23 protein-coding genes are annotated in these 25,059 nt (G+C 56.2%); 12 read left to right on the top strand and 11 right to left on the bottom strand.

Features of this window, described 5'->3' with window-relative positions; all coding sequences use genetic code 11:
* Positions 1–22: 22 nt before the first annotated feature.
* Positions 23–1,033, bottom strand: a complete 1,011-nt coding sequence (locus tag HZS52_RS22940) for an amidoligase family protein (protein WP_009287187.1) — start codon at positions 1,031–1,033, stop codon at positions 23–25.
* 127 nt (positions 1,034–1,160) lie between these two features.
* On the opposite strand from HZS52_RS22940, the gene HZS52_RS22935 reads away from it, so the two are divergent.
* Positions 1,161–3,695, top strand: a complete 2,535-nt coding sequence (locus tag HZS52_RS22935) for a mechanosensitive ion channel family protein (protein ID WP_190373777.1) — start codon at positions 1,161–1,163, stop codon at positions 3,693–3,695.
* Here the strand turns inward: HZS52_RS22935 and HZS52_RS22930 are convergent.
* A complete protein-coding gene (locus tag HZS52_RS22930) occupies positions 3,612–4,043 on the bottom strand; it encodes a hypothetical protein (RefSeq protein ID WP_022520651.1) in 432 nt (143 codons plus the stop codon). The genes HZS52_RS22935 and HZS52_RS22930 overlap by 84 nt on opposite strands.
* 59 nt (positions 4,044–4,102) lie before the next feature.
* A complete protein-coding gene (locus HZS52_RS22925) occupies positions 4,103–5,122 on the bottom strand; it encodes a J domain-containing protein (protein WP_022520650.1) in 1,020 nt (339 codons plus the stop codon).
* 112 nt (positions 5,123–5,234) lie between these two features.
* Between HZS52_RS22925 and HZS52_RS22920 the strand changes: the two genes are divergently transcribed.
* The gene (locus HZS52_RS22920) at positions 5,235–6,665 is read left to right on the top strand and encodes a hypothetical protein (RefSeq protein WP_190373776.1); all 1,431 of its coding nucleotides are present in this window, start codon (positions 5,235–5,237) and stop codon (positions 6,663–6,665) included.
* Positions 6,666–6,830: 165 nt separating this feature from the next.
* The gene (locus HZS52_RS22915) at positions 6,831–7,520 is read left to right on the top strand and encodes a CBS domain-containing protein (protein ID WP_190373775.1); all 690 of its coding nucleotides are present in this window, start codon (positions 6,831–6,833) and stop codon (positions 7,518–7,520) included.
* Positions 7,521–7,563: 43 nt separating this feature from the next.
* Here the strand turns inward: HZS52_RS22915 and HZS52_RS22910 are convergent, their stop codons facing one another.
* Positions 7,564–8,688, bottom strand: coding sequence for an aminotransferase class V-fold PLP-dependent enzyme (locus HZS52_RS22910; RefSeq protein WP_190373774.1), 1,125 nt, complete (start codon positions 8,686–8,688; stop codon positions 7,564–7,566).
* A 272-nt stretch (positions 8,689–8,960) separates the two neighbouring features.
* Between HZS52_RS22910 and HZS52_RS22905 the strand changes: the two genes are divergently transcribed.
* The 3 genes from HZS52_RS22905 to HZS52_RS22895 all read left to right on the top strand — a co-directional run bounded on the left by HZS52_RS22905 (position 8,961) and on the right by HZS52_RS22895 (position 11,862).
* Positions 8,961–9,740, top strand: a complete 780-nt coding sequence (locus HZS52_RS22905) for a ThuA domain-containing protein (RefSeq protein ID WP_190373773.1) — start codon at positions 8,961–8,963, stop codon at positions 9,738–9,740.
* Entirely contained in the window at positions 9,737–10,786 is a 1,050-nt protein-coding gene (locus HZS52_RS22900; RefSeq protein ID WP_190373772.1) for a Gfo/Idh/MocA family protein, read from the top strand. Before HZS52_RS22905 ends, HZS52_RS22900 begins: the two co-directional genes overlap by 4 nt.
* Before the next feature lie 86 nt (positions 10,787–10,872).
* Positions 10,873–11,862 (top strand): LacI family DNA-binding transcriptional regulator, encoded by a 990-nt coding sequence (locus tag HZS52_RS22895; protein ID WP_223828002.1) that lies wholly within the window; start codon positions 10,873–10,875, stop codon positions 11,860–11,862.
* Here the strand turns inward: HZS52_RS22895 and cdd are convergent.
* The 7 genes from cdd to HZS52_RS22860 form a co-directional block, all read right to left on the bottom strand.
* Positions 11,859–12,266: a cytidine deaminase gene (cdd, locus tag HZS52_RS22890; RefSeq protein ID WP_190373770.1), complete on the bottom strand. Its 408-nt coding sequence runs from the start codon at positions 12,264–12,266 to the stop codon at positions 11,859–11,861. The genes HZS52_RS22895 and cdd overlap by 4 nt on opposite strands.
* Before the next feature lie 28 nt (positions 12,267–12,294).
* On the bottom strand, positions 12,295–13,020 hold the full coding sequence (gene deoD / locus HZS52_RS22885) for a purine-nucleoside phosphorylase (protein ID WP_190373769.1): 726 nt from the start codon (positions 13,018–13,020) through the stop codon (positions 12,295–12,297).
* Positions 13,021–13,049: 29 nt separating this feature from the next.
* Positions 13,050–14,309, bottom strand: a complete 1,260-nt coding sequence (locus tag HZS52_RS22880) for a phosphopentomutase (RefSeq protein ID WP_190373768.1) — start codon at positions 14,307–14,309, stop codon at positions 13,050–13,052.
* Positions 14,306–15,661 carry a thymidine phosphorylase gene (gene deoA / locus HZS52_RS22875; protein WP_190373767.1) on the bottom strand — a complete coding sequence of 452 codons (1,356 nt, stop codon included), beginning with the start codon at positions 15,659–15,661 and terminating at the stop codon, positions 14,306–14,308. Before deoA ends, HZS52_RS22880 begins: the two co-directional genes overlap by 4 nt.
* On the bottom strand, positions 15,661–16,455 hold the full coding sequence (deoC, locus tag HZS52_RS22870; RefSeq protein ID WP_009287197.1) for a deoxyribose-phosphate aldolase: 795 nt from the start codon (positions 16,453–16,455) through the stop codon (positions 15,661–15,663). Before deoC ends, deoA begins: the two co-directional genes overlap by 1 nt.
* Positions 16,456–16,540: 85 nt before the next feature.
* On the bottom strand, positions 16,541–17,824 hold the full coding sequence (locus HZS52_RS22865; protein ID WP_159176300.1) for a NupC/NupG family nucleoside CNT transporter: 1,284 nt from the start codon (positions 17,822–17,824) through the stop codon (positions 16,541–16,543).
* Between the two features lie 54 nt (positions 17,825–17,878).
* Positions 17,879–18,724 (bottom strand): outer membrane protein OmpK, encoded by an 846-nt coding sequence (locus HZS52_RS22860; protein ID WP_190373766.1) that lies wholly within the window; start codon positions 18,722–18,724, stop codon positions 17,879–17,881.
* Between the two features lie 310 nt (positions 18,725–19,034).
* On the opposite strand from HZS52_RS22860, the gene HZS52_RS22855 reads away from it, so the two are divergent.
* The 6 genes from HZS52_RS22855 to cyoE all read left to right on the top strand — a co-directional run bounded on the left by HZS52_RS22855 (position 19,035) and on the right by cyoE (position 24,991).
* Positions 19,035–19,817 carry a DeoR/GlpR family DNA-binding transcription regulator gene (locus tag HZS52_RS22855; protein WP_022520638.1) on the top strand — a complete coding sequence of 261 codons (783 nt, stop codon included), beginning with the start codon at positions 19,035–19,037 and terminating at the stop codon, positions 19,815–19,817.
* Positions 19,818–20,162: 345 nt separating this feature from the next.
* On the top strand, positions 20,163–21,170 hold the full coding sequence (gene cyoA / locus HZS52_RS22850; RefSeq protein ID WP_190373765.1) for a ubiquinol oxidase subunit II: 1,008 nt from the start codon (positions 20,163–20,165) through the stop codon (positions 21,168–21,170).
* A gap of 3 nt (positions 21,171–21,173) precedes the next feature.
* Positions 21,174–23,168, top strand: coding sequence for a cytochrome o ubiquinol oxidase subunit I (gene cyoB / locus HZS52_RS22845; RefSeq protein ID WP_022520637.1), 1,995 nt, complete (start codon positions 21,174–21,176; stop codon positions 23,166–23,168).
* Positions 23,168–23,788 carry a cytochrome o ubiquinol oxidase subunit III gene (cyoC, locus tag HZS52_RS22840; protein WP_009287203.1) on the top strand — a complete coding sequence of 207 codons (621 nt, stop codon included), beginning with the start codon at positions 23,168–23,170 and terminating at the stop codon, positions 23,786–23,788. The genes cyoB and cyoC overlap by 1 nt, the downstream gene beginning before the upstream one ends.
* 1 nt (position 23,789) lies before the next feature.
* Positions 23,790–24,110 (top strand): cytochrome o ubiquinol oxidase subunit IV, encoded by a 321-nt coding sequence (gene cyoD / locus HZS52_RS22835; protein WP_022520636.1) that lies wholly within the window; start codon positions 23,790–23,792, stop codon positions 24,108–24,110.
* Positions 24,068–24,991 (top strand): heme o synthase, encoded by a 924-nt coding sequence (cyoE, locus tag HZS52_RS22830; RefSeq protein WP_022520635.1) that lies wholly within the window; start codon positions 24,068–24,070, stop codon positions 24,989–24,991. The genes cyoD and cyoE overlap by 43 nt, the downstream gene beginning before the upstream one ends.
* The last annotated feature ends 68 nt before the right edge of the window (positions 24,992–25,059 follow it).

Here is a 25,059-nt window from a genome sequence, read left to right as displayed (position 1 = left end):
ATAGCTGGGCTCTACAACACAATCAGTGTTCGCGGCGAAGCAAACGAACTAGTTTTTCTTTTACGCGGGTCAGCATCGGTCGGTTATGGTCGGCGATATATTCAGCGCAGCGAGCGAGTAACACCTCAGAATTAGCGGCAAGTTTCTCGACTTCCACCCAGCGATTCCACTCGGTCACTGAGCCCCACCCCGGCTGGGAAAGCTGAGCGTTGGGTAAGCGGTAGTGAAAGGTGGGGCGCGGCTTGGTAAGCTGCGTATGCAGCAATTCATGAGAGTGGTCGGGGCGTAGATAGGCAAATAGCGGCAGCATATCCAGCTCGCGATTGCGCGTGGGATTATGGTGCAAGTAGTCGTCAATTAACGTGTCGAGATCAGGCGAATAGTGGCTATCCAGTATTTTTAACGCATAGGCTTTGTGAAATGGATTCGCGTGGGGCAGCATCTCACGGGTAATATCGACTTTAATTTCGTCGCGCAGCCAGCCAGCCAGCAGCAGGTACGCACGCAGCATGGCTAGCAAATAGTCAACGTCGAAACGCTCCGCTTCAGGGTTTAGGTGTAAGCCGAACCCATACAGCAGGCTGGCATCGGTGCCCTTAGCGCCATGCTCTCGTAGTGTCTCGAACAGCGCGTCTAAATCTTCCAGCTCATTCCAAGGTATCGGTGGGCAAACGATTTCGGTAGGCACCAGGCCTGTGACCATGTCGCCAATCAGCTCGCGGGTTTTGTGATGGAACTCGACCCGGCGTTGATGCTGATGGCGCGCCCACTCGCTATCTTCTGGGTGAGGGTCGTCGGCCAGCGATTTGTCGGGATGCGCGTATTGGGTGTCGAGCTCGATACCAAATTCGCCCCAGCGGGTATCCTCAACGAGTAGCCGATGGGGGCTTACCACGTTAAGCTCCCCGCCAAACAGTTCACGTACGATCATCGCCGTGTCTCGGGGCGGCAGGCCAGCGAACTCGATTTCAATGCCAACGTGCCGGATTTTCCCCTGGCTGTTTAAGCGGTTAGGTGGAGCTTGTAGCGTCATCTCGGCGTCCTTGAGGTGAACGTTTAAGTCTTCAGCCTATCATAGTCACGCGTTGAGACTGAGCGTATTAATAGCGGCGGCAAATGATAAGCAGGACGCCATCTAAGCTAATTTTCAGGAGTAAGGCGTGCGACAGCACTGGTTAATCAATTCGTTAATAGGTTTTGTCTTGTTTGTATTGGCAAGCCTAGCAATGACGAGCATGGCAATCACTCAAGTCCAGGCGCAAACGGTGTCGCTGCCCGGCCTGAGCAGCGGTTCCGAAGAGGAAAGCGCTGACGTTAGCGGTGAAGAGTTTCAGAAGTCGCTCACTGACGTCATCACCATGCTTGAAAACGAAGAGCGGCGCACAGAGTTGCTTAAATCGCTACGCGAATTGCAAGTAACCGCAGACGCTGCCAGCGCAGATGAGGGCGTAGTACGCCAGGGATTACTGGGTGCTCTCGCCGATACCTTAAGTGACCTGGGTGATCAGGCCCAGGCGGGGGATTCGCCGGTTGATCAGTGGTCACGCCAGCTGGTTCAGGGCGTAGATGATTTGCGCGCGCTTAACGATGATGCCGACCAGGGGGAGGCGATTCGAGCGGTTGCCGAAGGGGCGGTGCTGGCCTTGGTTTGGGGCGTACTGTTGGTGCTGATGATTGCCTTTGGGCGCATGATCGCTACCCGGCGTGAGTGGCCGTTGGATCTGCCTCGGGATCCCAAGGGCTGGCTGATGGCAGTGCACTTTTTGCGCCGCATGCTGCCCTGGGCACTGTCGTTTGCCATTACCTTGGGGATTGGCCAGGTGCTGCCCGATAGCCCTGGGCGTACGCTGGTATTGGTAGTGGCCTATATCTGCCTGTGTGGCAGGGCGCTATCGGTGGTGTTTGAAACAGTCATCGCGTTCTTTAGCCGTGGCCATCGTTTTACTGCGGTTCAACTGCTTCAACAGCGTGCGCTGCGCGGGCTGTTTGTGATTGGTGCTTTGATTGCGCTTGGCGACGCGGTCAACTCCACTCGTCTCGTTGAAATGCTGGGTAGCGAGCTGTCGAGCCTAGCCTCTGTGCTTTCCAATATGCTCGCAGCGTTGCTTGCAGCGCGGTTTATTCTCAAGTTTAAGCGCCCCGTGCGCCACCTGATTTGCAACCGGCCCTTCAAGCAGCGGCGTGACGCCAGCACCGCGGTCGAAATGATTCGCTCCCTGGGGGGGCTATGGCACATACCCGCGCTGCTGTTGGTGAGCGGTTCGCTGCTGGCGATTTTTATCACCGTGGGCGATGTGGGCACTGCTCTGGCGCGCTCGATTATTTCCGCCAGCCTGCTGGTACTGACACTGGTAGTCACCGGGTTGCTGCGCCGCCAAGCGGAACGGATGGGCAAGCGTCGCCACCGCCGCCGTTATAGCCAATATCGCAAACGTTTAGAGCGCTTCGGCTTCGTGTTGGCGCACATCTGCTCGTGGATGGTGTTTGCCGAACTCTCAATGCAGGTGTGGGGCAGTTCGTTCTTCGGTTTGGGCCAACAAGCCGTGGCCAGCGCGCGGATTGGCCAAGCGCTGGTTAGCTTGGGGGCCACGGTATTGCTTGCATGGCTGGTATGGATATTTGCCGATACCGCCATTCAGCGAGCGCTAACATCGTCAGCCCGTTCACGTGGGCGGCGGGTCAATCAGGCCCGGGCGCAAACCATCACGCCGATGATCCGCAACGTCATCTTTGTAACAATTCTGATTATTGCCGTTATCGCCGGGTTGGCTAATTTGGGTGTCAACGTCACACCGCTGCTGGCGGGTGCTGGTGTGATCGGTCTGGCGATCGGTTTTGGTGCGCAAACGTTAGTGCAGGATTTGATTACCGGTATTTTTATCTTGATCGAAGATTCGTTAGCGGTCGATGACTTCGTGCAGATCAATAACCATATGGGCACGGTCGAGGGGCTGACGCTGCGCACTGTGCGGCTACGCGATTTGGATGGCATTGTGCACATCATCACCTTTAGCCGCATTGAGTCGATTCATAACATGTCCCGCCAGTTCGGCATCGCGCTGATGCGAATACGCATTCCGTTTGATATGAAAATCGACGATGCGATTACGCTGATGCAGGAGACTGCCCAGGAGCTGCGCCGTGATCCGATGATGCGCCACTACATCTGGTCGCCGCTGGAGATGCAGGGCGTTCAGGGTTTTGAAGATGGCTGCCCCATTTTACGCATGCGCTTTCGCACCGCGCCGGAGATGCAGTGGGATGTCTCGCGGGCGTTTAACCTGTTGCTGAAGCAGCGTATGGAAGCTCAAGAGATTGACCTGGGCGTGCCGCGTCTTAGTGTCAGTATGGAAGCACGCGCTGAAGACCGCATGGAGGCGACCGCGGGTACTTCATTCTCTTTAGAAGAGGGCTCGCAAGAACAAGCTGGGCAAGAAAACACTTCGCCTGAGAGTGAACAAGGCAAGCATAGCGCGACGCAAGCAAGTGACTTCAACCCACAGGAGCATAAGAAACCAACACCTCCGAAGCCCGCGCCGCGTCCGACAAAAGCTGAGATTCGCCAGGATGAACAGGCACGCAGGCACGATAATACGAATAATCGTACTGCGTCACATCGGCAAAAGCCCCAGGCACAGGGCAAGCCCCAGAGCGATTCCTATGCCAGCCCCGGTGGCGAACACGGCGATGAGTAGCCACGGGCCCCGCCAGCGGCGCCAACGGTTGTACAACGAGACCGCGTGGCTAACGCGGTCGACCAGTTCGTCGTGACGGGAAATGGCGTGATCCGGCGGCAGCGAAAAGTCGTTGGCGACATCGCCCTGCCAGTGGGCGCCGTGGCTGAGCCCCAGGCGCGCTCGTAGCTTACCGATATCGCTGACGGTGTCGTGCAGCGTATCGTAGGTTTCGCGGCGTTCGGCAACCGCGAACACCGCCTCGGCATCCTGGCGTAGCGCGCTATGCTGGCAGCTAGCCACGGCTTGGCTGATTTCTTGTTCGTTGGCCTCGGGGGAAACCGCGAGGCGCTGGTACAAATCGCGCATAGGGTCAATTTATTCTCATGGGCCAGTGCATCCTGCGAAACGTCTAGCGTTACATGGTCTTAGTAAGTTTGCATCAAATAATCATAGGCGTTTTTAATACGCTGAAACCGCGCTGAGGCCAAGGCGACCTGTTGTTCACTTTCCGAATAGAAGCGGTCTGGATGGTGGAGCTGCGCCATCCGCCGATAGGCGTGGCGAACCTCTACCCGGGTGGCACCTGGGGTAAGTCCTAGCACCGAAAGCGCCCGCGTGGTGCGATCGGGCGGCGGTGAGGCGCGCTGCTGGCGATGCTCTTGTTGGCGATGCTGGTGACGAGAATCTTGCTGGCGAGAGCGGCGCCGTTCGCGCTCGGCCTGTTCGCGCTGCTGTTGTTGCCGTTGCCGTTCCTGCTCCTGTTGGCGCGTCTGTTCACGCTGGCGCTGCTGTTCCTGTTCGCGGGCTTGGCGAGCCTGCTCCTGGCGTTGCTGTTTCTCCTGCTGTTTTTGTTGCTTCTGCTGGTGGCGTCGCTCTTTCTGTTGTTGCTGCTGTTTGGCCCGAGCATTGGCCTGTTGGTGGTACTGCTCAGCGGCCTCGGCTTCGCGTGCTTTTCGGGCATGATAATCTGGGTCGTGTGCCTGCCAGTAAGCATCACGGCTGGGGTCTTCGGGTGTGGCAAGGGGTGTGCCGGTGAGCTCTTTAAACAGAGTATTCAAGGTCATTGGTGCGATACTTAGCAGGTCGGCCAAAAAACGCAAAATATAGTGGTTGGCCAGGGACAGCTCGCCGTCGTCAGTGGCGACGGTAATCGCTTGATGAATAACGCTCAGGCTGCGTTCTGTGCCGCATTCTTTGCGAACCACCTCGGCAGCTAGTTGGATCGCTTGCAAGTCTTGGCTACGGGCAATACTCATTACTGGCCCCAGCTCATGCCCGTGGCGAAACTGTGCGGTCACCTGAGCCAGGCGGCGGCGCCGCTGCCCCTCTGAAACATGTTGACGGTGCACCAGCACCCAGGCCAACAGCAGCAGGGTTGCCGTATCCACTTGGCTGCGGCTCTTTAATAGCAGCAGCTCAAAGGGTGAAAAACGGGCAATGGACATTTCCTAGCTCCATAGGTGAAGAGGTGAGCAGAGGGGTGGCTTTAGGCAGCACCATGATCAAGTTAGCCATGGTATATCATCGCGTTAGGCAAAGGAGTAGGAGATTGATGAGTTGATCAACGTTGAGCGTAAAAACAGCTTTCAGCTGCGTCTTACCCGGCGGCTCAAGGAAGAGACATCGCATAACCTCGACGTCTATCTTTTTGTGCCTGGTGATTTGGGATTAAGCACCCAGCTTATCTCAGAAGAAGCCTTTTATCATGCCGCTATCAATGTCTCGCGCACTTACTACAGTGACGAGTACCTCCTGCCGCTGGTGCATAGTCGACTGGCCAGCCGTAATCGGCTCGGTAGCGACTCGTACCGGTTGAGCTTGAGTCTCTACGCCTATCAATACGTGGAAGCGATGGAGCGCACTACTCGATCAATGTTGGTGAGTGCCAATAAGCTGCGCCATGCTCGCCAAGAGGAGCGCGAAGAGAACAGTGAGGTGCAAGAGAGTGCCGTTGCCCTACGTGACCAACTGCATGAGATGATCGACTTGAGCGACGGTATTCTCAAGCGGCTGCGTCGCCACCAGCCCGATGACGAAAGTCTATATAAGTACTTTGCCAATATTGATAACTACCTCTCCTGGTTTACTGAGCAACAGCTGCTGGCGCTGGTGGCACACATGCCCCGCGGCGGAGAGTTTACCGATATTCGCCGACGTTTCATTAGCGTGTGCCACCGGGAGGGCGAGTATCGCCGCGAACAGCAGTACAACGCCGAGCGGGTGATGGCCGACCCCACGCGGATGTCGAATAAAATGCGCCTGTTGCGGCGCCTGATTGAGCACCCGATTACCCTGAAACAAGAGGCATTGGAGCTGGGTGGCGGCGAGCAAAAAGCGGTCAAAGCGCTTGCCACCGCCGTGGTAATGGCCTTTGTATCGTTAGGCGTGCTGCAGTTGCGTAATGCTTTGGGAGATATCACCGCGCTGTTCGTATTAGCCATGGCGCTGCTCTACGCCATGCGCGAAGTGTTTAAGGATGATTTGCGCAATACCCTGTGGCGCTGGCTGCGTAAAGGCCGTCCCAAGTGGCGGCGCCAGTATTTAGACCCCACGCGCAACGCCGTGGTGGGCCGCCAGTTGGAGTGGTTTGACTACAAGCGCTACGCATCGCTGGGCGATGATATCAAGCAGATGCGCCGCCGTACGGTAGCCCAGCGTGAAGAAGTGGTGCTGCACTATCGTTCAAGCTCACGTATGTCGCCTACGCGCTTTTTGAGCGGCTACGAGCATACCCGCGAAACGCTCAATCTGGATATCTCCATGCTTACCCGACTAATGAGTAAGGGCAAGCATCACATCTACCGTTTAAAAGATGGCCAAGCGGTTCGCGAGGGCGTCGAGCGCCGCCATCTGTTTAACTTAGTGGTTCGGGAGACGGGCAGTGAGGATAGCCCTTACTTGGCCCGCTGGAAGGTTGTCGTTAGCCGCTCGGGCATTGTCGATGTCGAGAAAGTCGAAGAGAGCAGCGTGGTGAAGGAAAGCGAATAACAAAAGTGCCAATAAACTGCGCCAGGTCAACGCAGCCTCAATGCGTTCTTTGAGATTGCTAGCCAGCATAGGCAAATATCCAGCAGCGAACTAGGCTCAAAGAACAGGCAGGGGAACCTGCATCTGCGGTTCGGTCTTTAAAGGTTGAGCGCAAGGAGGAGTACAATGCAAGCTATCGATATTATGACGCCCAAAGTGGTGAGTGTGGGGCCTGACGCTGAAGTACGTGAAGTTGCGCAACTGCTGCTCAATCACCGTATTAGTGCGGTGCCTGTCGTAGATGGTGAGCACCGGGTGATCGGCATTGTCAGCGAAGGTGATTTAATGCGCCGGGTAAAAAGTGACAGTGACCACGGGCACTCCTGGTGGTTATCGCTGTTTACCGGCGGCAAGGATGCTGGCGACTATGTTAAGTCCCATGGTCGTAAAGCCCACGAGGTCATGACCCCGAATCCAATGACCGTCGAAGAGAACACGCCGCTGCATACCATTGCGCGAATGCTGGAAAAACATCATATCAAGCGGGTGCCTGTGCTACGTGATGGCAAGTTAGTGGGTATTGTTAGCCGTGCTAACTTGCTCCAGGGTATCGCCAATGCCGCAGTGGCGCCAACCCAGTCGCCCACGGATGATCGCCAAATTCGTGAGGCTATTCTCAAAGAAGTTGAGAATAATACCGGCGTACAAGTTGAAGGCATTAGCGTGATTGTGGATGGCGGCGCTGTGGAGGTATGGGGGCTGGTCGAATCCCTTGAACAGAAGCAGGCGGTAACCGTTGCTGCGGAAAACGTGCTAGGGGTTACCCAAGTCGAAAATCATCTGGGCATGATGCCGCGGGGCGTGGGCTATATGTGACCTAAAGCCCGCTATTAAAATAGCGGGCTCTGCCTTCTTTACCTTAAACCACTGCTTTAATCGCCTGCTCTAAGCTGTTCACGCTGCGCTCTGTGTGGTGCAGCTTATCGAGGCCAAATAGACCGATGCGGAAGGTTTGGAAGTTATCGCCTTCATCGCACATTAGCGGTACGCCGCCCGCCACTTGCACGCCCGCCTGGGCAAGTTTGCCCACTAAGCCACTGTCGTCGCTATAGCACACCACTACGCCTGGGGCTTCAAAACCTTCCGCAGCAACGCTCACAAAACCGTGGCGGTTAAGCATGGAGCGGACTTCCCGGCCAATCGCCTGCTGCTCCTCTTTTACCTTGGCAAAGCCGTAAGCGCGGGTCTCCTGCATAATGTCCCGTAATTGCCGCAGTGCATCGGTAGGCATGGTGGCGTGGTAGGCGTGCCCGCCATTTTCATAGGCCTGCATAATGCTGTGCCACTTGCCCAAATCGCAGGCAAAGCTGTTGCTCTGGGTCTCACTTAAGCGCTGCGTGGCACGTTCCGAGAGCATTACCATGGCGCAGCAGGGCGAACCGCTCCAGCCTTTTTGCGGCGCGCTTACCACCACATCAATGCCGAGTGCCTGCATATCCACCCACAGCGTGCCCGCGGCAATGGCATCCAGCACAAACAGGCCACCTACCTCGTGAGTGGCTTCGGCGAGCGCTTGAATATAGTCATCCGGAAGTAGCAAGCCCGCAGAGGTTTCGACTTGTGGGGCGAACACGACGGCAGGCTTTTCGCTACGAATCTGCGCGACGGCCTCCTCAGTGGGCACTGGCTGAAAAGGCGAGCGCGGGTCACCGGCATTCAGACGTCGTGCTTTAAGCACCGTGTGCTGATCGGTTAAGCGACCCATCTCAATAATTTGCGTCCAGCGGTAGCTGAACCAGCCGTTGCGAATAACTAAGGTTTTCTGGTCAACGGCAAACTGGCGCGCCACCGCTTCCATACCAAAGGTGCCGCTACCGGGCACGATAACGGCCGCTTGGGCGTTGTACACCTCTTTCAGCGTGGCTGAAATATCCCGCATCACACCTTGAAACTGCTGTGACATGTGATTCAGCGAACGGTCTGTGTAGACCACCGAGTATTCAAGCAAGCCGTCGGGGTCGACGTTGGGTAGTAAACCAGCCATGGCGTTCTCCTGTTTTTAGAAACAGCCTGTTGTTAGAAGCAAATAATTAAACACGCGTCGTGAGTCACGCTAAAGCGCGAGGTTGCGTTTCAGAATACGGATAACTTCGTCGCGATGCCAATGGTGATGGTCTAGACACTATAAACGGGTTAGCGACTAAAGTTGCACGTGAGTAAACGTTTACGTCGACGGGGTAAGCGTTTACTTTGTGGGTTATGCAGCACTTTTAAGCTGCTTTTGTGCTGTTAACCGGCTACGGCTAAGGAGAATAGATGACCATCAACGTTACCGTTTGGGGTGAAAACGTCCACGAACAAACCAATGAAGTCGTGGCGCGAATTTATCCAGCAGGTATGCATCACTGCATCGCGGAAGGTTTAAACGAAGCGGAGGGTATCCACGCCAACGCGGTTACCTTGCAAGATCCCGAACAGGGTTTAAGTGAAGAGGCTCTCGAGAATACCGATGTGCTGCTGTGGTGGGGCCACGCTGCCCATGGCGATGTGTTGGAGGAAACTGTCGACCGCGTGCAGGCGCGCGTGTTGCAGGGGATGGGGCTAATTGTGCTGCATTCTGGGCACTACGCAAAAATCTTCAAACGCCTGATGGGCACGACCTGCTCACTTAAGTGGCGGGAAGCGGGAGAGCGCGAGCGGCTGTGGGTCGTTAACCCTGGTCACCCTATCGTTCAGGGCCTGGGCGACTATATCGAACTGCCGCATACTGAAATGTACGGCGAGCCATTTGCGGTGCCAAACCCCGATGAAGTGATTTTTATCAGCGCCTTTGAGGGCGGTGAGGTATTCCGTTCAGGGCTGACCTACAAGCGCGGCAACGGCAAGATTTTCTACTTCCGCCCAGGTCACGAAACCTATCCGATCTATTACAACGAACAAGTAAAAACCGTGCTGAAGAACGCTGTGAAATGGGCGCGCCCGGAAGGCTCCCGCTGGATCGATAGCTGCCCCAATATTCCTGCCGACCAGGCCCCCAACCCGGTGGAAATCAAAGGCGAAGGGCTGCATAAACCTGGCGAGGAGGGCTTCAAATGATCCGTTTAGCGATAATTGGCGCTGGCAGTATGGCGGGGGAACACGCCAAGCGCTTTAGCCGGATCGAGGGGGTGGAAGTAGTGGCGGTGTGCGATATGGAGCTGGCCAAGGCCCGCGACTTTGCTGGCCGTTTTGGTATCGCCGATGCGTATGACGACCTGGAAGCTATGCTGGCGCGGGAGGATATCCAAGCCGTTAGCAACGTCACGCCAGATGGTGTTCATAAGCGCACGTCACTGGCCGCGATCACCACAGGTAAGCATATCCTGTGCGAAAAGCCGCTAGCGACGAATGCGGATGATGCGCATGAAATGGCCCAAGCGGCGCAGGCCGCCAAGGTCGTCAATATGGTCAATTTTAGCTATCGCGATGCCCCGGCCATTCAGCACGCTCGCGCGCTGATTACCGCTGGGGCGATTGGTCAGGTTCGCCACGTAGATGCTAGCTACCGGCAAAGTTGGTTGGTCAGCAATGAGTGGGGGCGCTGGGATCAGGAGAGCCAGTGGCTATGGCGGCTCTCGGAAGCCCATGGCAGCAAAGGTGTACTGGGCGATGTGGGTGTTCACATTGTCGATTTTGCCAGCTTTCCGGTCGGTGATATTACTCGCGTTAACTGCGAACTGACCTGTTTTGAAAAAGCTCCAGACAACCGGATTGGTGACTATTTGTTGGATGCCAACGACACCGCGCTAATGCGAGTGACGTTTGCCAATGGGGCCAAGGGCACCATTCAAGCCACTCGTTGGGCGACCGGGCATCATAACTCGTTAACCTTGAGCGTACATGGCGATAAAGGTGCTATTCGCGTCGATTTAGACGCCTCAAAAGACGACGTGCAGGTGTGTTTGGACGGTGACGTTCACCCGGCGCGCTGGAGCACAGTGAAGGCACCACCAACACCCAGTATCTATCAGCGTTTTGTGGAAAGCATCCGCAGTGGTCAAAACGACCAGCCGGACTTTGCCCGCGGCGCGGCGATTCAAACCGTTCTTGATGCCTGTGTTATCTCCAGTCAGGAAGATCGCAGCCTGGACATTGCCGTGTAATCAGCGTCGCAACGCCGGGCGTTTTTCGGCACACTGGACGCATTACAAGTGAGAGACAGGGCGGGAAATAGCCGGTGAGAGATTCGGTGATAAAGAGTCAACAAGGCGCCCAAACGGCCACCATCCGAGAAATTGCCCGGCGGGCCGAAGTATCGATTGCCTCGGTGAGCCGGGCCCTGAACGGCAAGCCAGGGCTCAGTGACGCCCTGCGTGAGAAGATTTTGGCGATTAGCCATGAAGTGGCCTACCAACCCAGCGCCGCGGCTCGTCAGCTAATAAGCGGTAAAACGGCGGTGGTAGGCATCTCTCTCGGCCGTCAGGATATCGAGCTGCGCCCTTACTATATCTTGCTCTACCAGCACCTTACCGTGGCCCTTCATCAGCAGGGTATGGTGCCGGTGTTCTTTAATCACCAACAAACCGCTGAATTACCCGAACGCGCGGGGGCAGCTATTTTGCTTGGTGAAGCCCCAGACGATGAGCGCCCAGCGCTGCTTAAGGCCGCTGCGATTCCTTTTGTGCGCATAGGTGATGCCGGGGAAGGCTTTTCCGTCGCCCCGGACGATCGGCAGGGGCTGTATGAGATGACCCACCACCTCATTACCCAGGGTCGCAGGCGGCTGGCGTTTATGGGCGGCGAGCTAGAGGTGCCGCGTCCCCATAGCCGTTTGGAGGGCTACCGGCGGGCGTTGGCAGAGGCTGGGTTTGCCGAATGCTTGATTAGCCTACCGCACCGCTTCGCGTCAGACTCTCTTAACAGCTATCGCTATTTAAATCGCTATTTAGATCAAGAGGGTGCCCAACCACTGCCTTTTGATGCGCTGGTGTGCGCCACCGACGAACTAGCGTTGGGTTGTGTGGCCGCGCTGGAAGACCGTGGGATTGAAGTGCCTTTTCAGGTCGCGGTGACAGGCTTTGATGACCTGCCAACCCTCGCCACTGGGCTCACCACAGTACGGCAGGATATTGCCGAGATAGCCGAGACGAGCATGGCACTACTGGCAGAAGCGAAGGCGGGAGAAGCGCCCCGGCACGTATCGCTGCCGGTGGCGCTGGTGTTACGGGAAACGAGTTAATGCGGCGGCAACTGCTCCGGCCCGAAGGCATCGGGCAGCAGCGTTTCCATGGTGTAGGTTTTCATCAATTCGCCGCTGCCGGATAGCACCTTGATCTGTGTCTCTGGCGTGGCGAACTCGCGAATTCGCTGACGACAATCGCCGCAGGGCGTACAGAGGTGATCAGCGGGGCCCATGACGTAGACGGTCGCCAGCTGGCGTTGGCCTGCGGTCACCATGGCGGAAATGGCCGAGGCTTCAGCACACAAGCCTTTGTAGTGCGCCACCTCCACGTTGGTGCCGGCAAACTGCTGACCATCGGGAGTCACCATCACCGACGCCACCGGATGCGCGGAGTAGGGCACATAAGCGTTAGCCCGCGCGTTTAACAACTTTTGAACGATCTCTTCCAATACTTGATCCATCACTTTTCCTTTTGGCCGCTTCAACGCCCTAAGTGCGGGCAGCGTCGTCGCGAAGTACTGTGTCCAGTGCAATCAGCATCATATCGTCGAAAGTGGTTTGACGGTCGGCGCTGGAGAGCGAGTCGCCTTTCAGGATGTGATCCGACACGGTGCAAATAGTCATGGCGCGGGCGCCAAACTCAGCGGCGACGCCGTAAAGACCTGCGGCTTCCATCTCGACGCCGACAATGCCGTAGCGCTTGAGCATTTCAGCCATTTCGGTTTGCGGGTTGTAGAATAAGTCTGCAGAGAAGATGTTGCCCACTTTGACCGGCACGTTTTTGGCCTTGGCGGCAGCCACCGCGTGCTGAGTCAGTTCGAAGTCGGCAATAGCAGCAAAGTCGTGGTCGTTAAAGCGCATGCGGTTGACCTTGGAGTCGGTGCTGGCGCCCATGCCGATGACCACATCGCGGACGTTGACATCGTCGCGCACCGCGCCGCAGGAGCCCACACGAATCAGCGATTTAACGCCGTAGTCGGTGATCAGCTCTTTGGCGTAGATGGAGACCGACGGAATGCCCATGCCGTGGCCCATCACGGACATCTCGCGGCCTTTGTAGGTGCCGGTGTAGCCGAACATGTTGCGCACGTCGTTGACCTGGCGAACGTTCTCCAGGTAGGTGTCAGCGATGTATTTGGCGCGCAGCGGGTCGCCGGGCATCAGTACGGTATCGGCAAAATCACCGGGAGCAGCGTTAATATGTGGGGTTGCCATCAAAGGTCTCCTTTAAGCGGCGCTAGTCATTAAGCGGCGTCGGGTAGAAAGCTTTTGCCATCGGCCATGGCCGGTAGCAGGAAAAAGTCGGCCAGGGTTTGGCCAATATCGGCAAAGGTGCCGCGCTCGCCCAGCGGGCCGGGGGTAAAGCCGGGGCCATGTACCAGAATGGGGATGTACTCGCGGGTGTGCTCGGTGCCGTGCCAACTGGGGTCGCAGCCGTGATCGGCGGTGAGAATCAGCAGATCATCTTCGCTTAGCGCAGCCAGGAGCTTAGGTAGCTTGGCGTCGAAATCTTCCAGCGCGGCGGCGTAGCCCGGCACGTCCCGGCGGTGGCCATAGACCGAGTCAAAATCGACAAAGTTGGTCATGATCATGGCGTGCTCGCCCTGATTTTTCTTGTCAAAGCCGCGTTGGTTGGTGCGCTCGATCTCTCTGAGGGTGGCGTCCATGAGTGCGTCATGGCCGCTGGCTTTTACCTTGTGGGTAATGCCGCAGTGGGCGTAGATATCGGCGATTTTACCAATCGAGACCACTTCGCCACCGGCATCGGCGAGCTTTTGCAGTACGGTGGGCGAGGGCGGCTCAACGCTGTAGTCGCGGCGGTTGCCGGTGCGGGCGAAAGTGGTGCTGTCTTCGCCAATAAACGGACGCGCAATGACGCGGCCAATGTTATAAGGCTCCAGCAGCTCGCGGACGGTTTCGCACAGCTTATAAAGCCGCTCAAGGCCGAAATGCTCTTCGTGAGCGGCGATCTGAAAGACCGAATCCGCCGAGGTGTAAACAATTGGCTTGCCGGTGGCGACGTGCTCTTCACCCAGGCGGGCGATGATCTCGGTGCCAGAGGCGTGGCAGTTGCCAATCACGCCGGTGAGATTAGCTTCTTGCACGATGGCGTCGAGCAACTCAAGGGGGAAACTGTCGGTTTTATCCAGAAAGTAGCCCCACTCAAAGCGCACCGGGACACCGGCAATTTCCCAATGGCCGGAAGGGGTATCTTTGCCGCTGGAAATTTCTTTGGCGTGGGCGTAAGCGCCTTCCAGGCTTTCTGGTAGCGTCACGCCTTCGGCAACGCTGCCGGTGGCGTCGCGGTGGGCGTGGAATAGCCCCAACTTGGCCATATTGGGCAGCTTGAGTGGCCCAGAACGATTGGCGTTATCCGCCTCGCCACGGGCGCATGCGGCGGCGATATGGCCCAGGGTATCGGAGCCTTCATCGCCGAAGGTCGCGGCATCCGGGGCGGCGCCAATACCAAACGAATCGAGTACTAATACAATCGCGCGGCTCATAAGGCTTCTCCACGGAAAGTGTCTTGTAGAAGGGAATCGGCGCTGGCCGCACCTTCGCCAATCGTAAACGCCGCGCGCAGCTGTTCGGCGGCACGTTCAGCGGCGGCTTCACTGCGGGCGTGAACCGTCGCAATGGGGCGCTGGCTATCCACGCTTTCGCCGATTTCGACGATATCCGTAAAGCCGACACTGTGATCGACGCTGGCGTCGTTGCGCAGGCGACCACCGCCCAGCTCCACCACGCTCATACCTACAGCGCGGGTATCAATACGTTGGACCACACCGGCTTGCTCGGCATACACGGGTTTAATAACGTCGGCCTTGGCCAGGTAGTGCTCTGAGCGCTCCATAAAGTCGTTGGGGCCGCCGAGTTCGTGCACCATGCGGGCGAATACTTCAGCAGCTGCGCCAGAGGTTAGCGCCTTCTCAAGCTGAGTAAGCGCTTCTTCACGTGAGCCTGCGAGCCTGCCGGCGATCAACATTTCCACGGCCAGTTCACGGGTGACTTGCATCACGCGGCTGTTGGGGCGGTCGCCACGCAGCAGGGCCAGAGTCTCAACGATTTCAACGGCGTTACCGGCGCAGGGAGCCAGCGGCTGGCTCATATCGGTGAGCAGGGCGGTGGTGGGCGTGCCTGCCTGGGTGGCCACATTGGCGATGCTTTTGGCCAGTTCGCGGGATTTTTCCGGCGTGGGCATAAAAGCGCCGCTGCCGACTTTAACGTCCATCACCAGCGCATCCAGTCCGGAGGCCAGCTTCTTGCCTAGAATAGAGGCGGTAATCAGCGGAATCGATTCCACGGTGGCAGTCACATCGCGCACGCCGTAGATGCGCTTATCGGCGGGGGCGAGATCACCCGTTTGGCCAATAATCGCTACGCCGGTGGTTTTCACCACCTCGCGGAAGCGCTCAGGGGCAGGGTAGGGGTCGTAGCCGGGGATCGATTCGAGCTTATCCAGGGTGCCGCCGGTGTGGCCCAGGCCACGACCTGAGATCATCGGTACGAAGGCGCCGCAGGCCGCCACCCAGGGGCCGAGTACCAGCGAGACTAAATCACCTACGCCGCCGGTGGAGTGCTTATCGACAATCGGGCCGGGCAGGTTGAGGTCGCTCCACTGCATCACGTGGCCAGAGTCGCGGGTAGCGGTGGTCAGCACAACGACTTCTTCACGGCTCATGCCGTTGAGAAATACTGCCATGGTGAAGGCGCCTATCTGGGCGTCGCTGATGCGATCATCAGCAATGCCCTGCACAAAGGCTTTAATCTCTTCCGCGGGCAGCGGCTGATTGTCACGCTTTAGGCGAATCAGCTCCTGGGGGAGCAGGGTGTGTTGAGTGGCGTTGGCAGACATTAGTAACCTCCGTCAGTGGTGGCCGCGTTGGTGTTGCCGGTCAACGTAGCCAGCAGATTGCCCAGCAGGCTAGAGGCACCAAAGCGGAAGTGAGCGGGCGTCGCCCAGCCTGAGCCCATAATATCGTTAGCAAGAGCCAAATATTCTGCTGCGTCTTCGGCGGTTTTGACGCCACCTGCTGCTTTAAAACCAACGTCTTGGCCACTGGCCTTGATGGCTTTGAGCATAATTTCTGCGGCTTCCAGTGTAGCGTTAACGGCTACTTTGCCGGTCGAGGTTTTAATGAAATCCGCACCGCCTTCAATGGCCAGTTCGCTAGCGCGTTTGATCAGCGCAGGTTCTTTGAGCTCGCCGGACTCAATGATCACTTTGAGCAGTGCTTGACCAGCGCAGGCGGCTTTGCACATTTCTACCAGCTCAAGGCCGGTCTCTTCGTCGCCTGCCATCAACGCGCGGTAGGGAAATACCACATCAACTTCATGGGCGCCGGAGGCAACCGCATCGCGGGTTTCACGGGCGGCGGCCATAATGTCGTCGTCGCCATTAGGGAAATTGGTGACCGTGGCGATCTTCACCTGCTCGTTTAGCTTGTGAGCCGTAAGGGCACGCTGGGCGGTGACAATAAACTGTGGGTATACGCAGACCGCGGCAGGGGTGCCAAAGGGCGTTTTCACCTGCTGGCAGAGCGCTTCAATGGTGCTGTCCGTGTCGTTGTCGTTCAGGCTCGTCAGATCCATGAGGGTGAGTGCTTGGCGGGCGGCTTGGACGATATGGGGGGAGGCGGTCGCAGTCATGGAATTCTCACAAATCAGTAAAAGATAAAAACGGGCACTGCGGATAAAGCCGCAGTGCCCGCCACCTTCAGTAAAACCCGCTGCGTTAAGCAGTGACGTTACTTAGGGCGATAAAGAAGCCAGCAATCGAGGCCGACATCAAGTTGGACAGTGTACCGGCCAATACGGCTTTGACGCCAAAACGAGCAATCTCTTTGCGGCGGGTAGGGGCAATGCTACCCAGGCCACCCAGCAGAATCGCAATGGAGGAGAGGTTCGCAAAGCCACACAGCGCAAAAGAGAGGATCGCCATGGTGTGCGGTGTCATCATCTGACCCGTCGCAGCTACCACCTGTTCCCCATCAATGTAAGGCGCTAGGTTGATGTAGGCGACAAACTCGTTGACCACTAATTTTTGGCCAATGAATGAGCCAGCCAGCGTCGCTTCTTCCCAGGGTACACCCAACAGGAAGGCAAGCGGGGCAAACAGCCAGCCCAGGATCAGCTCCAGGCTCAGCGATTCAAAGCCCACCCAGCCGCCAATGCCGCCTAAAATGCCGTTGATCAGGGCAATCAGGGCGATAAAGGCGAGTAGCATGGCGCCCACGTTGGCCGCGAGCATTAAACCCGAGGTAGCGCCCGATGCAGCAGCATCCAGGACGTTGGCAGGTTTATCTTCCAGGGCTTCAATCTCTTCTTCCACCTTGGTAACGCTGTCGCTGTCGGTAACGTCTTGGGTTTCCGGCATGATCAGCTTGGCGAACAGCAACCCGCCCGGCGCCGCCATAAAGGAGGCCGCTACCAAGTACTCCATGGGAATACCCAGCGCGGCGTAGCCCGCCAATACTGAACCGGCGACCGATGCCAGACCACCACACATAACGGCAAACAGCTGCGAAGGCGTCATGCGGGCGATAAACGGACGCACCACCAAAGGTGCTTCGGTCTGGCCGACGAAAATATTTGCCGTTGCAGAAAGCGACTCCGTGCGAGAGGTGCCCAGGGCTTTTTGCAGGGCACCACCTAAGATGCGAATCACCCACTGCATAATGCCGATGTAGTAGAGCACGGCGATTAGCGAGGAGAAGAAGATAATGACGGGGAGTACTTTGATGGCGAATACAAAGCCGACATTATCCACATCGGCTAAGCCACCGAACAGAAAGCCGATACCGTCGTTGGCATACACCAATATTTGGCTAACACCGGACGAAATGGCCTGCAGCACCGCTTGGCCAAACGGCACGTAAAGTACAAAGGCACCGATACCTGCCTGGATAGCAAAGGCGCCCAGCACGGTACGCAGCCGGATCGATTTACGGTCGTAGGAGAAGATCAGGGCAATGGCCACCAGAGTGACCATACCCACCAAGCTCATAAGGAGTGTCATATGGGGATCCTTCGCGTCAGCGCGTAAGTAACGTTTTTATAGACAGTAACGCGTTTAAAGTAAGTTGAGCTTGACGGAGTAGATCATCGCATTCTGATAATTGTTGGGGGTGCCCAACTTATTGTCAGAGTAGCGATACTGAATGCCTGTGGTGATCAAATCACTCGGATGCCACCATAGGCTCAGTGCACCGTTGGTGCCTACACTGCCCGCTGTATCGCCCACGTAGTTCTGCTCCAGATACTCATCGTCGCGACCAAAGGTCTGTTCGTGCCAGTTGGTGACGCTGAAGTCCTGGTTGAGTGCAGTGAAATCATAACCCGCGACCCAGCCTGCCATATAGCCGTTCATGCCGGTATAGCTGTTACTTTGTACCCGCGCAGCACCGATAAAGGGCTTGAACCACAGGCCATTGTCGAAGGTAGTGCGGTAACCCAAACCAAGAATCTGATCCTGCTCGCGGCTGTCATAACCGTAATCACGGAAGTCATACAGGTGGGCGTAAATCGACAGCGGGCTGTCACCCAGGTAAATGTGTGAGGTCACTTTACCCGCGGTGCGGAAGTTGTCTTTACCACCGCTGGACTCATCGAACTGGTCGTTGGTGGGGTTCTCGAAATCAAAGAAGCCGTAGAACTCGCCCCAGCTAAAGCCAGCGCCGCCTTCGATTTCGAGAAACATAAAGTCGCTTTTCGCCGCGTTGGAAGCGGTGCGCGCCTCGGTGCCGTTTGACCAGTCCAGGTAGTTAACCGAAACGTTGGCGAATGACCACAGTCGATCTAGAGGATGCGACTGAGCAGCCTCGTCTGCCATTAGCGGCGTAGTGAGTATGGCCCCTAATACGCCAGCGCCAAGCGCGATCTTAGACGAAGGGGGGCGAGAGTGTGTACGAGCAGTCATGAGAGCCTCAACATTGGTTGTCGCGGAGCCACTTGGGTGTGGCTATCCGAGGTTGTAGTCGTGCGGGCTGGCGTTAATGTTAAAATTATAACATTTAGTGTTATTTTTCTAACGTTGATTTGCAAGAGTTGTCACATCAACGCTATTTAAATGTCATATGGCTCTCATTGTGGCACTAATAGCACCAATAGCCGTCGTAGCAGTGGAAATTACGCCGCCGCTCGCTCAGCATAGAAATGAAAATGGACGCAACACCGATGCTCTCGTTGCGAAAATCACAACAAGAGGGGTTTGCCAGGAGATGCCCACCATGAATGGCCGTAGTGCGCTGCGCCTTGCCAAGCTTCAGGAAGCGCTTGCCAGTGGCGGTACTCTTCATCTGCGCGATGCCGCAGAGCTATGCGATGTTTCCGAAATGACCATCCGTCGCGATCTGACGACTCAGGATACTGCCATTAGCCTGCTGGGTGGACGCCTAGTGATGGCAAACTACCCTGGCGTAACGCCTATTTATGACTTGACCGAACAGCAGGCTAGCCACTACCAGGCCAAGTATCGGCTTTGTCAGCGGGCGTTAGCTTACATAGAAGAGGGCGATACGCTGTTTATCGACTGCGGCTCAACGCTAATGCCGCTGCTGAGCCAGTTAAGTCATTTCCGAGAGCTGACGGTAGTGACCTATGCGCTTAATGTTGCCAATGCCGTTGCCGCCCTGCCCAACGTGCGCTTGGTGCTACTAGGCGGGCTGTTTTATGCCACCTCGCAGTCATTCGGTAGCGACAATATGACTGCTGCTATCGAGCGGTTAGGCATTAATAAGGCGCTGATCTCCGCTGCAGGGGTGGATTTAGAGCGTGGTGTTAGCTGCTTTCACTTTCACGAAGTGGCGCCTAAACAGGCTGCCATTGCCACCGCTATGCAGCGCCTGTTGGTGGTAGATGCCAGTAAGTTCAGCGTAGTTCGCCCGGCCTATTTCGCTGCTCTGGACGATTTTGATGTGGTGGTTACCGACGAAGAGGGCGCCCCGCAGTTGCTTAAAAAAAATGGCCGCGTTGTACCTGAGATAGTGGTTCCCACCGTCACAGTGGCGTAAGCGATTTCCCCCTTGCTCATCCCAGTCAATACCTTGGGTGCGGCAATGCGCCACTTCTTTCATGATCTCGATCAATAGAAAATACTTTAGTCTTAACTGCTTAAGCCTTTAGTGCTTAGGCCAGCGAGGCTCGTCGCCAATTCCCATCCGGCGACGCATATTTTTCCCGGAGCAATGGCGCCCAGCGTCACGTGTGCACTGCCCTTGAGAGCGTTTTCCTAGCACGTTTTCAAGAGCGCCATGCAGAGCATGTTTTGGGAAGAGTATGGGGTGGTAGTTAGCCTGCTATGTAGAAGGGCGACATGGCTAGCTAGTGTTTTAAACAACCTCTGACGAGATCACACCATGCAACGACGCTCACTTTGGCGCAGGCGAGGCACGCTAGTGCTCCTTGCGCTGTGTCTGTTTCTAGCAGGCTGTAGTTCAGCGCTGCTAGACCCAAAAGGCCAGATTGGCGCTGAGCAGCGCACACTGATTCTGACCGCCTTTGGCCTAATGTTGATTGTAGTTATTCCTGTGATTGTCATGACGCTGCTGTTTGGCTGGCGTTACCGGCGTAGTAATAGCCTGGCTAAATACACGCCTGATTGGGCGCACTCCAACGTGATTGAAGCGGTGGTGTGGATCGTGCCCTGTGCGATTATCGCGGTGCTCGCCCTGTTGACCTGGAAGACCTCCCATAGCCTTGATCCCCACAAACCGCTGGAAAGCGATGTGGCGCCGATCGAAATACAGGCGGTGGCGCTTGATTGGAAGTGGCTGTTTATCTACCCCGAGCAGGGTATTGCCAGTGTTAACGAAGTGGCCTTTCCGGTAGATACACCGGTGCGCTTTCGGGTCAGCTCAGGCTCAGTGATGAACGCTTTCTTTATCCCCCATCTTGGCAGCCAGATTTATGCCATGGCGGGCATGGATAACGATGTCCATCTCATCGCCGATGAAATTGGTAGCTACCCTGGTCGTTCCACCAACTACAGTGGCGCGGGCTTCTCTGGCATGACCTTTGAAGCCAAGGTGACCAACCCCGAGGATTTTGACGCCTGGGTGGAAACGGTACGCGCTGCTCCACAAACGCTGACCTACCCAGAAGGTTATAAAGCGTTGGCGGAACCTAGCGAATCGAATCCGGTTGAGTACTTCTCAGCCATCTCACCATCGCTGTATGAAAGCATCTTACGAAGCTTCCATACCGGCGGCGAGCATCAGATGGGCGGCGATCATGCTGACTCCCACGATGGCGAAAATGAGAAGACTGCCGATCACGCGGCCGAATCAGGTCATGTCACTAACAACCATGCTAGTCAGGATAATGCCATGCGCAGCCACTCCTCTAGCGTAGAAGTGGGAGGTTAAGCCGTGTTTGGAAAACTCACGTTAGAGTCAATTCCCTACCACGAGCCGATCATCATGGTCGTCGCGGCCTTTATGGCCATTGGTGGGATCGCACTGTTTGGTTTAATCACCTATTACCGTAAGTGGGGCTGGCTGTGGAACGAGTGGTTTACCTCCGTTGACCACAAAAAGCTCGGCATTATGTATTTCATCGTCGCCCTGGTGATGCTGCTGCGCGGCTTCTCGGATGCGATAATGATGCGCACCCAACTGGCGATGGCCGCCGGGGATGCAGCGGGCTATTTACCCCCCGAGCACTACGACCAGATCTTTACCGCCCACGGCGTGATTATGATCTTCTTTGTCGCCATGCCCATGGTCATCGGCTTGATGAACCTGGTAGTGCCGCTGCAAATTGGTGCCCGCGACGTTGCTTTCCCTTTCCTGAATAACTTAAGCTTTTGGCTGTTTGCGGTCTCCGCGATACTGGTCAATATCTCGCTGGTGGTGGGCGAATTCGCCAAAACCGGCTGGCTCGCTTACGCGCCGTTATCGGGGATCGAGTTTAGTCCCGGGGTGGGGGTCGACTACTGGATATGGGCGTTGCAGATATCCGGTATAGGCACCACGCTGACCGGTATTAACTTTTTCGTGACCATCATTAAAATGCGCACCAAAGGCATGACGATGTTCCGCATGCCGATCTTCACCTGGACCTCGCTGTGCGCCAACGTGCTGATCATTGCTTCCTTCCCAATTTTGACCGCGACCATCGCGCTGCTAACGCTGGATCGCTATTTGGGTATGCACTTCTTTACCAATGATTTTGGCGGCAACATGATGATGTACGTCAATCTCATCTGGGCCTGGGGCCACCCGGAAGTTTATATCCTGATTCTGCCAGCCTTCGGCGTGTTCTCTGAAGTGATTGCGACCTTTGCCCGTAAGCGGCTGTTCGGCTACGCCACCATGGTGTGGGCGACCATTTCGATCACCTTGCTCTCGTTTGTGGTTTGGTTGCACCACTTTTTCACCATGGGGGCGGGCGCCAACGTCAACGCCTTCTTCGGCATTATGACAATGATCATCGCCATTCCTACCGGGGTGAAAGTGTTCAACTGGCTGTTCACCATGTTCCGCGGCAGCCTGGAACTCACTTCGCCGGTGCTATGGACGCTGGGCTTTATTATCACCTTTACCCTAGGCGGTATGACCGGCGTTATGCTGGCGGTGCCCGCAGCTAACTTTGTGTTGCATAACAGCCTGTTCGTTATTGCGCACTTCCACAACGTTATTATCGGCGGCGTGGTGTTCGGCATGATGGCGGGGCTTACCTATTGGTTCCCCAAAGCGTTCGGTTTCACTTTGAACGAAAAGTGGGGAAAGCGGTCGTTCTGGTGCTGGTTTATCGGCTTCTACGTCGCCTTTATGCCGCTTTACGTACTGGCCTTCTTTGGTGCCGTGCGCCGCATGCAGTCCTACGCCAACCCCGAATGGCAGCCGTGGATGATTCTGGCTTGGGTAGGCGCGGTAATCATTATGCTGGGCATTGTCTGCACCATCATCCAGTTCTGGGTGAGTATTCGTGACCGCAAACAGAACGCTGATGTCACCGGCGACCCCTGGAATGGCCGCACCTTGGAGTGGTCAACCTCTTCTCCAGCGCCGTTCTACAACTTTGCACGTCTGCCGGAAGTGGGCGATATCGACAGCTTCTGGTCGCAAAAGCAGCGTAGCGAAGAGCAGCTTGAAGAAGCCCCCTATACCGATATTCATATGCCTCGTAATACCGTGGCTGGGCCAGTTATCAGCTTCTTTGCGCTGGTCATCGGCTTTGCGCTGGTGTGGCATATCTGGTGGTTAGCCGGCGTCGGCGCCGTGGGTGTATTCATCAGCTTTATGGCACGGGTATTTAACGACGATATCGACTACTACGTTCCCGCTGCTGAAGTTGAGCGAATCGAACGTGAGCATCAACTCAAATGTGAACAAAAACTAGGCGTGGAGGCGCAAGCGTAATGTCGACAGATACGCTAAATCATAGCTCGCACCACCCGGTAGAGCACGAAGAAGAGCATCACGATGCCTCGGGCACGAAATTGTTTGGTTTCTGGGTCTACTTAATGAGCGATTTGGTGATCTTCGGGTCACTGTTCGCCACTTACGCCGTGCTGATGAAGGGCACGGCGGGTGGGCCAACTGGCGCTGATATCTTTGAATTACCTTTGATCCTTTTCGGAACCTTTGCACTGCTGATCAGTAGTTTCACTTTCGGTATGGGCGTTTTGGCAATGCATGCCAACCGTGTTGGCCAAGTGAAAGTGTGGCTGATTATTACCTTTCTACTGGGCTTGTGCTTCCTGGGGATGGAAGTCTATGAATTCCAGCATCTGATCCATGAAGGGTACGGTCCGGACCGTAGCGGCTTTTTATCGGCCTTCTTTACCCTAGTCGGTACCCACGGGTTGCACGTTACGTTTGGCATGATCTGGATTTTGGTGATGCTGGTACAGCTTTACACCAAAGGGTTGAACGATATGACTCGGCCGAGGATTTTGTGCCTAAGCCTGTTCTGGCACTTCCTCGATATTGTCTGGATCTGTGTCTTCTCATTCGTCTATCTGATGGGAGTGTTGTGAGATGAGTGCAAGTTCAACCAATGCCCATGGCAGCGTTAAGTCGTATGTGACAGGACTGGTATTGTCGCTGATACTGACCATTATCCCTTTTGCGGTGGTGATGAGTGGCGCTTTTAGCGTATTGGCTACCGTGATTGTGATAGCCGTGACCGCAGTGTTGCAGATACTGGTGCAACTGGTCATGTTTATGCACATGAGTACCAAAGCCGACGAAGGCTGGAATCTGATGTCCTTCGTCTTCACACTGACGATTCTCGTCCTAGTGGTAGGAGGCTCGCTGTGGATCATGCAGCATCTGCATCTCAACATGATGATCGGCTAATCTCAGCGCCCAGCCGCTGGCGGGATCTGCTCGAGCTGACCAAGCCTGGCATTATCGGCGGCAACCTGATTGCCACCCTGGGGGGCTATTTTCTCGCCGCCCAGGGGCAGTTCGAGTGGCTCAGCTTTGTCTCGGTCATGGTGGGGATTGCATTAATCATCGCGTCAGGCTGTGCGTGTAACAACGTTATTGACCGCGATATTGATGCATTGATGGCGCGTACGCGCCATCGCCCCCTGGTAAGAGGCAGCATCTCTATTACCCAGGCACTGGGCGTTTCGGCGCTGCTGGGTGTGTCGGGGGTGGTGTGTCTGGCGCTGGGCACCAACGGGTTAACCGTTGCCTTGGCGGTCATTGGCTGGGGCGTTTATGTGGGGCTTTATAGCCTCTATATGAAGCGCCGCTCGGAGTACGGCACCTTGGTAGGCAGCCTCTCCGGCGCCATGCCGCCGGTGGTAGGCTACTGCGCCGTGACCGGTCAGTTCGACAGCGGTGCCATTATGCTGCTGGTGATTTTCTGCCTGTGGCAGATGCCGCACTCCTATGCGATTGCGATCTTCCGCTACGCCGATTATCAACGGGCATCGATTCCGGTACTGCCGGTGGTGCGCGGGGTGAAAATGGCCAAACACCATATCCTTGGCTACATTGTGGCGTTTATTCCCGCCTCGCTGGCGCTAGGGCTGGCCAGCCAAGCGGGCGCTGGGTATCTGTGCGTGGCGCTGACCATGGGCGGCTACTGGCTCTACTTGGCACTGCGCGGCTACCGTTTAGATGACGATGTGCGCTGGGCCAAAAAGGTGTTTGGCGTCTCTATTCTTACCATCACCGCGATGAGTTTAGTCATGGTGTTGGAATCGATGGTGCCGATGTTGGTCTAGCCTTCACATACCGTTAAGTCGTTAATAAAACGCCCCAAGCAGTTATCTGCTTGGGGCGTTTTTATTGG

Origin of the sequence: Vreelandella titanicae, assembly GCF_014697095.1 — a bacterium.
GTDB lineage: Bacteria > Pseudomonadota > Gammaproteobacteria > Pseudomonadales > Halomonadaceae > Vreelandella > Vreelandella titanicae.
The sequence above is the reverse complement of the archived record's forward strand: the minus strand, read 5'-3'. Positions and strand labels throughout refer to the sequence as shown.

What these genes read in the sequence shown, in the direction of transcription:
- HZS52_RS22940 (WP_009287187.1), bottom strand. Translation starts at nt 1,033, where the DNA reads ATGACGCTACAAGCTCCACCTAACCGCTTAAACAGCCAGGGGAAAATC.
- HZS52_RS22930 (WP_022520651.1), bottom strand. Translation starts at nt 4,043, where the DNA reads ATGCGCGATTTGTACCAGCGCCTCGCGGTTTCCCCCGAGGCCAACGAA.
- HZS52_RS22925 (WP_022520650.1), bottom strand. Translation starts at nt 5,122, where the DNA reads ATGTCCATTGCCCGTTTTTCACCCTTTGAGCTGCTGCTATTAAAGAGC.
- HZS52_RS22915 (WP_190373775.1), top strand. Translation starts at nt 6,831, where the DNA reads ATGCAAGCTATCGATATTATGACGCCCAAAGTGGTGAGTGTGGGGCCT.
- HZS52_RS22910 (WP_190373774.1), bottom strand. Translation starts at nt 8,688, where the DNA reads ATGGCTGGTTTACTACCCAACGTCGACCCCGACGGCTTGCTTGAATAC.
- HZS52_RS22905 (WP_190373773.1), top strand. Translation starts at nt 8,961, where the DNA reads ATGACCATCAACGTTACCGTTTGGGGTGAAAACGTCCACGAACAAACC.
- HZS52_RS22900 (WP_190373772.1), top strand. Translation starts at nt 9,737, where the DNA reads ATGATCCGTTTAGCGATAATTGGCGCTGGCAGTATGGCGGGGGAACAC.
- cdd (WP_190373770.1), bottom strand. Translation starts at nt 12,266, where the DNA reads ATGGATCAAGTATTGGAAGAGATCGTTCAAAAGTTGTTAAACGCGCGG.
- deoD (WP_190373769.1), bottom strand. Translation starts at nt 13,020, where the DNA reads ATGGCAACCCCACATATTAACGCTGCTCCCGGTGATTTTGCCGATACC.
- HZS52_RS22880 (WP_190373768.1), bottom strand. Translation starts at nt 14,309, where the DNA reads ATGAGCCGCGCGATTGTATTAGTACTCGATTCGTTTGGTATTGGCGCC.
- deoA (WP_190373767.1), bottom strand. Translation starts at nt 15,661, where the DNA reads ATGTCTGCCAACGCCACTCAACACACCCTGCTCCCCCAGGAGCTGATT.
- deoC (WP_009287197.1), bottom strand. Translation starts at nt 16,455, where the DNA reads ATGACTGCGACCGCCTCCCCCCATATCGTCCAAGCCGCCCGCCAAGCA.
- HZS52_RS22865 (WP_159176300.1), bottom strand. Translation starts at nt 17,824, where the DNA reads ATGACACTCCTTATGAGCTTGGTGGGTATGGTCACTCTGGTGGCCATT.
- HZS52_RS22860 (WP_190373766.1), bottom strand. Translation starts at nt 18,724, where the DNA reads ATGACTGCTCGTACACACTCTCGCCCCCCTTCGTCTAAGATCGCGCTT.
- HZS52_RS22855 (WP_022520638.1), top strand. Translation starts at nt 19,035, where the DNA reads ATGAATGGCCGTAGTGCGCTGCGCCTTGCCAAGCTTCAGGAAGCGCTT.
- cyoA (WP_190373765.1), top strand. Translation starts at nt 20,163, where the DNA reads ATGCAACGACGCTCACTTTGGCGCAGGCGAGGCACGCTAGTGCTCCTT.
- cyoC (WP_009287203.1), top strand. Translation starts at nt 23,168, where the DNA reads ATGTCGACAGATACGCTAAATCATAGCTCGCACCACCCGGTAGAGCAC.
- cyoD (WP_022520636.1), top strand. Translation starts at nt 23,790, where the DNA reads ATGAGTGCAAGTTCAACCAATGCCCATGGCAGCGTTAAGTCGTATGTG.